The 10921-nt window shown below is 68.3% G+C and carries 11 protein-coding genes; 4 read left to right on the forward strand and 7 right to left on the reverse strand.

What is annotated here, in order from left to right:
• The first annotated feature begins 42 nt into the window (after positions 1-42).
• Positions 43-1518 (forward strand): oligosaccharide flippase family protein, encoded by a 1476-nt coding sequence (locus tag PV963_RS29735; RefSeq protein WP_274819058.1) that lies wholly within the window; start codon positions 43-45, stop codon positions 1516-1518.
• Here the strand turns inward: PV963_RS29735 and PV963_RS29740 are convergent, their stop codons facing one another.
• The 5 genes from PV963_RS29740 to PV963_RS29760 form a co-directional block, all read right to left on the reverse strand.
• Positions 1519-2295, reverse strand: coding sequence for an FkbM family methyltransferase (locus PV963_RS29740; protein WP_274819060.1), 777 nt, complete (start codon positions 2293-2295; stop codon positions 1519-1521).
• The gene (locus tag PV963_RS29745; protein ID WP_274819062.1) at positions 2292-3761 is read right to left on the reverse strand and encodes a hypothetical protein; all 1470 of its coding nucleotides are present in this window, start codon (positions 3759-3761) and stop codon (positions 2292-2294) included. The genes PV963_RS29740 and PV963_RS29745 overlap by 4 nt, the downstream gene beginning before the upstream one ends.
• A gap of 75 nt (positions 3762-3836) precedes the next feature.
• Positions 3837-4733: a glycosyltransferase family 2 protein gene (locus PV963_RS29750; RefSeq protein WP_425540955.1), complete on the reverse strand. Its 897-nt coding sequence runs from the start codon at positions 4731-4733 to the stop codon at positions 3837-3839.
• Positions 4734-4774: 41 nt separating this feature from the next.
• Positions 4775-5818: a GDP-mannose 4,6-dehydratase gene (gene gmd / locus PV963_RS29755; RefSeq protein WP_274819065.1), complete on the reverse strand. Its 1044-nt coding sequence runs from the start codon at positions 5816-5818 to the stop codon at positions 4775-4777.
• A gap of 68 nt (positions 5819-5886) precedes the next feature.
• The gene (locus tag PV963_RS29760; protein ID WP_274819067.1) at positions 5887-6540 is read right to left on the reverse strand and encodes a class I SAM-dependent methyltransferase; all 654 of its coding nucleotides are present in this window, start codon (positions 6538-6540) and stop codon (positions 5887-5889) included.
• 236 nt (positions 6541-6776) lie between these two features.
• On the opposite strand from PV963_RS29760, the gene PV963_RS29765 reads away from it, so the two are divergent.
• On the forward strand, positions 6777-7817 hold the full coding sequence (locus PV963_RS29765; protein ID WP_274819069.1) for a GDP-L-fucose synthase family protein: 1041 nt from the start codon (positions 6777-6779) through the stop codon (positions 7815-7817).
• A gap of 196 nt (positions 7818-8013) precedes the next feature.
• On the opposite strand, the gene PV963_RS29770 is transcribed toward PV963_RS29765, so the two are convergent.
• Positions 8014-8313 (reverse strand): LAETG motif-containing sortase-dependent surface protein, encoded by a 300-nt coding sequence (locus PV963_RS29770; protein WP_274819071.1) that lies wholly within the window; start codon positions 8311-8313, stop codon positions 8014-8016.
• Positions 8314-8908: 595 nt separating this feature from the next.
• Here PV963_RS29770 and PV963_RS29775 point away from each other — a divergent pair.
• Entirely contained in the window at positions 8909-9532 is a 624-nt protein-coding gene (locus tag PV963_RS29775; protein WP_274819073.1) for a low molecular weight phosphatase family protein, read from the forward strand.
• Positions 9533-9562: 30 nt separating this feature from the next.
• Here PV963_RS29775 and PV963_RS29780 read toward each other — a convergent pair whose 3' ends face one another.
• On the reverse strand, positions 9563-9742 hold the full coding sequence (locus PV963_RS29780; protein WP_425540956.1) for an RHS repeat domain-containing protein: 180 nt from the start codon (positions 9740-9742) through the stop codon (positions 9563-9565).
• Between the two features lie 193 nt (positions 9743-9935).
• Between PV963_RS29780 and PV963_RS29785 the strand changes: the two genes are divergently transcribed.
• Complete coding sequence (locus tag PV963_RS29785) at positions 9936-10868, forward strand: phosphoribosylglycinamide synthetase (RefSeq protein WP_274819075.1); 933 nt, start codon at positions 9936-9938, stop codon at positions 10866-10868.
• The last annotated feature ends 53 nt before the right edge of the window (positions 10869-10921 follow it).

Genomic DNA, 10921 nt, shown 5'->3' on the forward strand with positions numbered 1-10921 from the left:
TCCGCCCAGCATCGATCTTCGGAAACCGCAGCACGGTCAGCCATGATCAGCCTGCGCTGGAACATCGCCGGCTCCGTGGTGGTCGTGCTGCTTCAACTCGGCTATACGGCCTACACCGCCCGCGTCGTCGATGCCCGTGCCTATGGCGCTTACGCCATCGCGCTGACCGTAGTGCCGTTCTTCGGCTACTTCGCCAACGCCGGACTGTCCGCCTGCGTGCTCCGGTCAGAGCGCCTGACGCTGCCCTTCGTGCGCGCCGCCCGGCATCTCGGAATGATCTCCGGCGCCGTGTGCTTCCTCCTGGTGGAAGCGGTGGCCCCGGTCTTCGGCTCCTTCTTCCACATGCCGGACGTCACCGTCATGGCGCGCCTGCTGGCATGCATGTTCCTCCTGCAGCCGAGCGCCAACGTGACCGTCACGGCCATGCGTCGCGCGGGTGCTGCCCCGGTGGCGGTGCTGGCCGAGTCGCTGGGCCAGGCGGTGGGTGTGGCAACGGCGACAGGTCTGCTCGTATGTGGCTGGAGCCCCTTCGGGCTGGCTCTCGCACAGCCGGTCGCGGCGGCCGTGTCCCTGTCCGTGGGCACGGCCTGGATTGCTCGTCGGCCGCTGCCTCCCGGGCCACCGGTCAGGGCTCGCGACCTTCTCGCCCCTTCGGGATTCATGACGAGCCACAGCCTGGGGCAGTTCGTCACCAACAACATCCCGCTGTGGGTTTCGGGCCGGCTGCTCGGCCCGGGCGCCGCGGGACCGTACTCCCGAGCGTCCCTGTTCACCGGACTGCTTCTGACGTTCTTGTACCAAGGGATCAACTGGGCCGTGACTCCGCTGCTCGCCGAGCGGCGCGCCGAAGGTCTCCGTTTCGGCCAGGACGTGGAGCGAACGCTGTGTGCGGCGTCGGCCGTCGCGTTCATCGGGTTCGGCATCACGGCAGGCATCGGGCCGGCGGCCCTTGGCATGCTGCTGGGGCCGGGCTGGGAGCAGGCCGTGGCACTGGTGCCTGTACTGTCCGCGGGGGCGGCCATGACCTTGCTGGGCTATTGCGGAGGGTTGATCGACCAGGTACGGGACGCGCCACGGGCCCTGCTCGGCACGCTGACGGCCACGGTCGTCGCGACCGTGGCGGGAGTTGCCGCGGCCGCGTTCGCGCGAGACCTTCTGCTGGTGGCGGGTGCGGCCGCCGTGGGACAAGTGGTGGGCCATCTCGTGCAGTTGGCAGCCTGGCACCGCTCCGGTCTGATGCGTGCCGGCGCCGCCCTGCGTATGCACGGGGTGCACCTCGCCGTCGGGGCGGCACTGGGCGGCGCTGCCGCGCTCGGCTCTGCGGACCGTCCCGCGGCAGCGGCCTTGGGCCATGGCCTGGTCGCCATGGTGCCGGTCGTGCTGGTGTGCGTGATTCTGCGCGGCCGGATTCCCGTCTTCAGGGTTGCTGTCGCCACCGGTCTTCTGCGGAGCCGGAGACGGCGCACTTCCCCTCTCCGGTCGTCTGCAGCCGCGGATCCGTCCGACCGACCGCGTTGATCACGGGCGGCCAAGTGCCCCGTCATGCGTGCTGCCGCGTCGTCCCGCCCGAGCGCCTTCACGAAGGAACACCACGTCGCACTGCAACATCTGCCCGGTCCGGCTGTCGCTGAAGCCGGGCACCAGTGCCGCCAGGGTCATCCCGTACCGGCGCTGCGCGATGCCCAGTGCGTCTTCCAGGAGCAGACCTCCCTCGTACAGCGGGACACACGAGACTTCCATCTGCAGTCCGGTGCACTGGCCGACGCGGTCCGCGGCTCCTTCCAGGACGGCTCCTTCATATCCCTGGACGTCGAGTTTCAGGAACACACGCTCGTCGGGCCCGGCCACTTGCGGCCAGACGGCGTCGAGGCGAAACTGCTCGGCTTCCTGGACGTCCACGTAGCGGGATTCCGGGCAGGCATCTGCGTGCCTGGACAACATGGGCAGCACCGAACTGCTGGCACATCCATTGCCGGCTACGTTGACGTTCACGGTGCGATTCCTGTCACCGAGGGCATATGGAAACACCTTCCACAGCGGGTCCGCCGCAGCGCGGCGGCGCAGCGTCCGCAAGGGTTCGTGGAGCGGCTCGAACGAGACGATCCTTCCCCGGTATCCGAACCGCCGCAGCATCGCTCCGTACTGACCGCGGTTCGCCCCCACATCGAGCACCACATCGATGCGGCTGCGGTGAATCAGTTGCACGACGCGGTAATCGAGTGAGCACTGCGGAAACCGGTTCACATCAAGGCCGATGCGCTGTGCGGCGAGACGGACGCGATGAAGGAGAGTCATTGCCCCATTGTCGGGGTTACATCCGTTTCTTCATGGTATTCACCATATTCCTGATTCACCTCTTTCTTGGCTGTGTCACCCCTCTGCTGGGTGACAAGCGGTTTCCTCCGCACATCGCTGAACCGGCCTGCCGCGTCGGCACGCAGCTGCCACACACACAGCCCGAGGAGGATCCCCTGCTCGGGGAACGGAGAGTACGAGACGAAGAGTACGAGCTGGGAGACGACCACCAGACGCAGGGCCGGCGAGCCGTTCCCGCCGCTGCCGAGCCGCTGCCATACGAGAACGTACAAGGCCAGCAGCGTGAGCAGTCCGACCGCGCCCAGGCGAAGCGCGACGTGCAGGTAGTAGTCGTGCGGGGAGACGGAGATCACCACGCCTCCGACCCACCGGTCGTAGCCGGAGCCGAACGGACTGCCCAGCAGCCATTCGGTCAGGGTCTTGGATCCGTCCATCAGCTCCTGCCAGCCGAGAACCCGCCAGGAGAAGGTGCTGTTCGCGCCCTGAGTCTCTGCGAAGGAGTCAGCGAGGACGCTGCCGACCTCGCCGAACATGCCGACGGCGAACGTCAGCGCGGCCACGCACGACGACACCACGGCTGCTGCCGCGGAGGCCAGGCGTTGACCTGCTCGGGCAGGAATCAGCGCCCACCACACGACCGCCATCACGATGGTGGCCGCCCAGACGGTCCGGTGTTGCAGCAGCACCACGAAGACCAGACAGAGCAGCGCCGGCAGGATCTTGCCGCGGCCGCCGTCTGGCCGGCCTTTCCGCCCCCGCCGGTCTCTTCCCGGGCTGTTCTCCGCGGTTATGGCCGGGGCGGACGAGTTCCCGCCCCATGGGCACAGCAGGAGCACCGCGCTCTGCGCGAGGACCAGAGCCGACCTGGCCGGCACCGGCCTGGGGTCGTACACCTGCCCTCCTACGGTGGCGGCGTCGACGACCGAATGCAGTCCGGTGTTCAGCCATCCGACCAGGCTCAGTGCGGCGTACGCGGCGGCTGAGACCAGCCACAGCCGCACGATGGCCCTGGCCCTGCCGGCGCGCAGGGGCGCGGTCGCCACATACAAGGCCGAGGCGAAGACCTGCCAGAAGTAGACGCGGGCGTCATTGGCGGCGGCGGGCAGACCCCATGCACCGATTCCCCGCTGGATCGACCATGCGATCAGGAACATCACCGCCAGTACGAGCAGCAACTCGGCCCGGGGCGACACCCCCCGCCGCAGCAGCCGGGCGCCGGCCACCAGCATGGCGCAGGCGGCCAGCAGATCACTTGGGTGGATGTTGACGCCGACATTGAAGAGCGGGATCTCACCATCCGCGGCGATCGCCCACACCTGTACGCCCAGGAGGAGGCCGATGGCGGTGTTGCAGTGCTGTGTGAAGATCCACAACAGGACGGCGAAGACCGCCAGTCCCATGAAGAGGGTCTGAGTGATGTCCGAGGCGACGGCTAGGTCGTGCACCGTTGGTCCGTCCTGGGGAGTGGTGAGCCGGAGGCGGAAGCACGGGGCAGCACGCCGTGGCTGTGAAGGGGCGCTTCAGAGGGGCAGGCGATCGTTCGTCACCGGCTGTGGGGGTGGCGGCGCGGGCCCGCCGCCGGCCGGAGAACGTCTCGTCCGCACCGCGGTGACCAGTGTCTTCGCATACGGGGAACAGAAGACGAGCGGCGACCAGACCCCGAAATGCCGACGGCAGAAGCGCCACCATGGCCCGAGGGGCTGTTCCCGCACCGATGTCGCCCGGCGCAGCGCCGTGCCTACCGTGATCCCGGCGGCCCGCGAAGTGCCGGGAGCGCGCGGCGGATGGTCGTCACAGACACCCACGTGCCCCGGAGCCAGCAGAACCGGGATGCCGGCCTTCCGTGCCCGCAGTCCGTAGTCGCTGTCGCCCATGCGGTGCGGGAAAGCAGGGTCCAAGTCTCCAAGTGTCCGTCGTGCCGCATGGGTGACCAGAACCGCGTTGCCGTTGCAGGAGTCGCAGGCCAGGGGCCGGTGGGGGTCCGGTTCAACCCGCTCGAGACGCGGTGGGCGACCGGGGGCGCGACGGAGCCGGTAGCCGCCGTAAGTGGTGCGGCTCCCGTCGGCGGAGAGCATGGCGCCGACGGCCACGGCCGCCCGTTGGAGCGGGGCGGCGGTGCGCAGCAGCACGGCGAGCGCGTTCGGCGCGAGGACCACGTCGTCGTTGAGCCACAGCACGTGGGCGCCGGGGTCCGCTCGTGCCGCCGCCATGGCCGTACCCGTACCCCAGTACACATCGGGACCCGCCCTGACCACATCGGTGCCCGGAAAGGCGGCGCACACAGCGGCGCCGGTTCCGTCGGTGCTTCCGGCGTCGACGAGGTGCACGGTCAGGGCCGTCCCGGGCGGCAGACCGGTCTGCCTGTCCAATGACCCCAGGGCCGCCAGAGTGCGCTCCCGGCGATTGTGACAGGTCATCAGAACGGCCACCTTCTGTGGAGCCGGGCTCCCTGTACGCATCACTGCCCGACCAACGCCGGCGCCGTAGGAGCGGCGGGTGCACCGACGGAAGCGGCAGGCGCCGGCGACAGGGCCGCGATCTCGGCGTCGACCATGAGGCGGGCCAGTTCCGGGGCTCGCACCTTCGGGCGCCATCCCAGGAGCCGCTCGGCCTTGGAGGCGTCTCCGACGAGGTCGTCCACCTCGGTCGGTCTCAGGTATCGCTCGTCGAACCGCACGTGGTCGCGCCAGTCGAGGCCGACATGGGCGAAACACTGCTCGACGAAGTCGCGCACGCTGTAGCTGACGCCGGTGGCGACCACGTAGTCGTCCGGTTCGTCCTGTTGCAGCATCCGCCACATCGCCTCGACGTATTCCGCCGCGTATCCCCAGTCCCGTCGGGCGTCGAGATTGCCCAGGTAGACGACGTCCTCGAGGCCGGCCTTGATGCGTGCGGCCGCCGTGGCCACCTTGCGGGTGACGAAGGTCGGGCCACGGCGAGGGGACTCGTGGTTGAACAGGATGCCGTTGACCGCGTACATCCCGTACGCCTCCCGGTAGTTGCGCGTCGCCCAGTACGCGTACACCTTGGCGACCCCGTACGGGGAGCGCGGGTGGAAGGGGGTGCCCTCGTGCTGAGGCGGCGGGGAGGCGCCGAACATCTCCGAGCTGGAGGCCTGGTAGAACCGGCAGGGCAGGCCCGTCGTCCTGATGGCCTCGAGCAACCGCGTGGTGCCCAGCCCGGTGGAGTCCCCGGTGAACTCCGGCTCGTCGAACGACACCCGTACGTGGGACTGGGCGGCCAGGTGGTAGACCTCGTCGGGCCGCAGCCGCTCGAGCAGTCCCGCGATCCGGGTTCCGTCGGTCAGGTCGCCGTAGTGCAGGAAGAGGCGCGCCTCGGGGTCGTGCGGATCCCGGTAGAGATGCTCGATGCGTTGCGTGTTGAAGGTCGAGGCGCGGCGGACGATTCCGTGCACCACGTACCCCTTCTGCAGCAGCAATTCTGCGAGGTAGGAGCCGTCCTGGCCGGTGATGCCGGTGATGAGCGCGGTCTTGTCCGTCATGCGGATTCCCTTTGCTGGGCTGTGAGGGGTGGAGAACGCACTTGAGCGGGGAGGGTGGCGGGCACGGCTCACTTCCTTGCGACCAGTGACTTGGGAAGTCCGGCGAAGCGTTCGAACCAGATGGTGGAAGCAGGGAAGTAGGACCGCATCTCGGCCGCGGACAGCAGCTCGACCTCCTGGACGTCGCGGGTGGCCTGCGCATGCCCGGCGCTTGGAACGTGACCGTGCGGCCAGTGCCGGGAGACGGCGACGCGAGCCCGGAACGGGAGCCATTGCAGCCCTGGGAACAGCCAGTGGGGTTCGACGGGGAAGTAGCGGTAGGGGGTCTGCACCCAGTGGTGGTCCGCGTGGCTGTGCACCGTGTCGGCGAACTGCTGCCGCCGGTAGTGCCCTCCCACGTGCTCCAGGACGGAGTTCGAGTACACGAGGTCGAATCGCCGGGTGACCATGTGCGTCGGCAGCGAGAGGCTGCACGCGTCCGCGACGACCGGCGTGATCCCGGACTCGGCATGCCGGGCGGTGCGCGGGTCGAGATTGACGGTCACCACGTGCGCCGGCCGGACAGGTGCGCCACGCCAGGAGGTCGGGGTGCCGCCGAGGTCGAGAACGTGCATCTCGGCCAGGTCGGGAAAGCATCGCAGCAGTTCGTCCCAGCGCTTGGCGCGAGCCGAGTGGGCAAGGGAGCCGGGCCTCGTGGGATCGGCGATCTTCGTCTTCAACATGCTGCTGCTTCCTCTGGGCCACGTGTCGTGCGGCGCTGCCCGTCTCGACGGCCACGCGCCTTCTCTTTCGGCCGAGCTGTCAGGACGGACCGGATGCGACCCCGAACTCCGGCACCTCCGGCACCTCCGGAACCTGGGCACTCGCCAAGAATACGGATATCAGCGCTATCGTCCGTATTATGGCGTTGTGTCGCTTTTCAGGGATTGCATGCCTGCGAAGGAGGACGTCGAGGTCCATGGCCGCCTGTACTGATACCGGTGCCCCAGCCCCGGTCGCCTCGGCGGTGAACGCGCCTGCCGCGGTGCGCGACGACAGGGTGCACCGCCCCCTCGACCGCTCGGCGCGCGTGTTCGTGGCCGGGGGCTCGGGGCTGGTCGGTTCGGCGGTGCGCAGGGAGCTTCGCCGTGAAGGGTTCACTGATGTGGTCGCGCCCGGCTCGGCGGAGCTGGACCTGAGGGAGCGGCAGGCGGTGTTCGACTGGTTCGCGGCCGTGCGCCCGGACGTGGTGGTGCTGGCCGCGGCACGAGTGGGCGGGATCAAGGCGAATACCACCCGGCCCGCCGAGTTCCTCTCCGACAACCTGCGCATTCAGGTCAACATGCTGGACGCGGCCCTGGAGCACGGGGTGGAGCGGCTGCTGTTCCTGGGTTCCAGTTGCATCTACCCGAAGTTCGCCGAGCAGCCCATCCGCGAGGAGGCGCTGCTGACGGGTCCCTTGGAGCCGACCAACGACGCCTACGCGATCGCCAAGATCGCCGGCATTTTGAACGTGCGGGCGGTACGACGCCAGTACGGCCTGCCCTGGATCTCCGCCATGCCGACCAATCTGTACGGGCCGGGCGACAACTTCCACCCCGAGCACTCTCATGTGCTGCCGTCCCTGATGCGGCGCTTCCACGAGGCTAAGGAGTCGGGTGCGCGGCGGGTGGTGAACTGGGGCAGTGGCGCGCCTCGTCGGGAGTTCCTCCATGTGGACGATCTGGCACGGGCGTGCCTGCATCTGATCGAGCACTACGACGGGGACAGTCCGGTCAACGTCGGCACCGGCACGGACCTGACCATCCGGGAACTGGCGGAACTCGTCGCGGACGTCGTCGGGTACCGCGGGAGCGTCGAGTGGGACACGAAGCAGCCGGACGGCACCCCACGCAAGCTCCTTGACGTGTCCCGGCTCATCGCGCTCGGCTGGGCGCCCCGTATCGGCCTGCGGGAAGGAATCGCCCGGACGTACGCCTGGTACGTGGACAATCTCGAGTCCGGCACGCTGCGGCACTGACAGACTCCGTTCAGGGTATGCCGCTGCCGCGAGCATGTGCCCGTCGCCTACGTCGAGGTTGGGCTTGTTCAGGCGGTCATGGCGGCAGCGGCCGACAGCGGGTACCCCGACGACGACGTGAGGTCATGCGTCGGGAGATCCGCTGTCGGCCGCCGGTACTGCTGAGGCTTCGCAGCTGCCCGATGGAGCGGGGCGGTCAGTTCTGCTTCCGCCGACGGACGGCCATCATCGTGCCGGCTCCGAGCGCCAGCAGCCCTGCGGCTCCGCCCAACAGAACGGGCGTCCGGTCCTCACCGGTGTCGGCGAGGTGAGGCTTGTGCGAGTTTACGGTGATCTTGGCCGAGAGCTTCAGTTTCGATTTCTCTCCCTTGAGAAGGAAGATGTGCTTGCCCGGATCGGTCCATTTGGGGATGGTGACGGTACCCTCCACCGTGCCGTTTGCGTCGGCGGTGAAATGGCCCAGCTTGACCGGCTTCGAGAAGAGCAATGCGTCCACCCCCTCGTTCGGAGTGAACCCGGTCCCTGTGAAGGCGAGGTCGTCTCCTGCGTCAACGGTGGTGGCGCTGAGGGTCAGGCTCGGGGCATCGGGTGGATACGGCTGGGAGTGGGCAGGTTGGGCCCCTACGACTGGGACTGCGGCCAGGACAGCGGAGGCTGCTGTGGCCGCGAAGGCGGCACGACACTTCGATGACGCCGTCATCGCATTCACACTCCTCAAATGGAATCGGGCGACGGCATGGTCCGGCCCGCGAGTACTGTATGTGCATAGATAGCGCCGAATAGCGCATGTTAAGCACTTTCGGGAGGCAAAGCGCTGTATGGCGTATGCAGATCACCGGATTGGCCGCTAGTTCCCGGATGTGAGGAGCGAAGGCGCCCGATATGTGCCATGCGGTTGGTCCGCCTCGTGGCGGCTGCCCTGACCAGTGATTCCGCGCTCTTTCAGAGGCGCTGGTGTACCGCAGGCGCCCGGGCCGCGACGCTCACCCGACGGCCGCTGCTTGACCGGATGGCGCGATCCTGAAACTCGGTCCGAGCACCACAGCCGGGAAGAAACGCTCTTTGAAGTCCTCACCCGGTGGAGATGTCGGATGAATACTGACATCGCGCCGCACGTCTTGGTCTCCTTTTCTTCCCCTCCTGGAGGGTGTGTGCCCCCGTTCCGCGTACTTGTGGTGTGCACCGGCAACGTCTATCGCTCTCCGCTTGCCGAGTGCCTGCTCAGGCACCAACTGCTCGAGTATCGGCAAATGATCCATCTGAGCAGTGCCGGCACCCGGGCCGTCGCGGGTATGCCAATGGCGGCTGTTGTCGCCTCCTTCCTCCTCGGACGTGGCGTGCAGCCCTCCGGGATGGGCTCCTGCCGACTGACCAAGGAGATGGTCGAAGACGCGGACCTGGTACTGGGCGCTGCGACGGAGCATCGTGAGGCCGCTGTGCGGCTGTCCCCTGTGCGTGCGCTGTCCCGTGCGTTCACCTTCCGTGAGTTCGCCCGGCTGGTGCGTTCAGAGGACGCCGCAGGCGTGGTGGATCCGGCCGCACGGTTTGTGACCCTCGTCCAGGGGGCGGCCGCTCGCCGTGGTGCCGTGTCGACACGCATGGGTGACGTAGACGTGAACGACCCTCTTGGCGTACCTCCATCACAAGTGCACGAGTGTCTGGTTCAGATCGAGGAGATCGTTGAGCGGATCGCCGCCGCCATGCGGACCAGTTAGCATCCGTCTTCGTCAGCTACGAGGTGAGGGTCACTCGGCGCTCGTCTGGTTACCGGCGCCGTCGTGGGCGTAGCTCTCGGTCCAGCCCCGCGCGGTGACGCCCGTGACCCGTCCCGCGGCGTCCAGATCGAAGTGGCTGCTGCCGTTCAACCTGTCGTCCGTGCGCAGCAGGCGGCCGGCCTCGTCATAGGCGTTGTGCACGGTGATCAAGTACGCGCCCCGCGCGGTCGTACTCGATGTTCCGGTGGCGGCCCGGCCTCCCTCCGGTGGGGAAGGGAAGGGGAACAGGGCGGGAAGATGGCAGTACACAGTGGCGTGTATGTGTACACACTCCCCGAGAAGCTCGCAGTCGAGGCTGCTCCTGGTGATGCCGAGTCACCAACTCGTGCGAAGAGGTGCCGAGTTGGGGTTTCGCATCTGGTCGGTATGGGATCCGTCGCAGCTGGAGGCCGACTTGGCGCCGCGCGTCGAGGAGGTCTCCGAGGAGCTGCTGCTCACGGATTTCACCGACGAGACCGGGCTGCGCGAGGTCATCGCGCGGACCGCGCGGCGCCATGACATCGACGCCGTGCTGCACTGCGGACACGGCGACTCCGTCCTGCCGGTGGTCCGGGAGGCATGGCGGCTGGGCCTGTCTCCGAACCCCCCGGCGGTGTACGAACGGCTCCAGGTCTGCGAAGAGGGCGACCGGGCCCCTGCCGAGGCTCCCCGGGTGAGTGTCGAGACGCTGACCGTGAACGGGACCCACCACGTCGTGGGGATGACGGCTCAACGCACCACGGGGCCGCCGGACTTCCTCGTGACGGGCTACCTCCATCCGGCGCCGTTGACCGACGACGAACGAAAGATCATCGGGGCGGCGGTCGAGGAGCGGCTGACGGCGAGCGGATACCGTTTCGGCCCGGCCCACACGCAGGTGGCGCTGCTGCCCGACGGGCCGCGGATCGTGTCCTGCCGCGCGCACCTGGGCGCCGACCGCATCCCCCTGCTCGTCGAGATCGCGCGCGGGTTCGACCTGGAGGCAGCGGTCTTCACGGCCCTTTCGGGAGGTCGCCCCGTCGTGCCGAGCGCCTCCCGGTACGCCGAGGTCGGTTTCTTCCTGCTGCCCGAGGGGCGGCTGGAGACCTACACGGGCACCGAGGACATCGCCGTGACCCCCTGGGTCCGTGGAGCCCGCTTCCCGTACGCCGTCGGCGACTGGATCGCGCCCATCGGCGACCCGCGTGCCCGTCGCGCCTACGTGGTGGTCGAGGGGGACACACCGGAACTCACCCGCGATCGCATCGCCAAGGCGCGAGTGGACCTCGTCGCCGATATCCGGCCAGCCACCCGATGACGCGCGCCGGGTAGTTATGTTTTCCTTCTGGGCGAGGCGAAGACACGGGGGGA

This window comes from Streptomyces coeruleorubidus (assembly GCF_028885415.1).
GTDB classification, from domain to species: domain Bacteria; phylum Actinomycetota; class Actinomycetes; order Streptomycetales; family Streptomycetaceae; genus Streptomyces; species Streptomyces coeruleorubidus_A.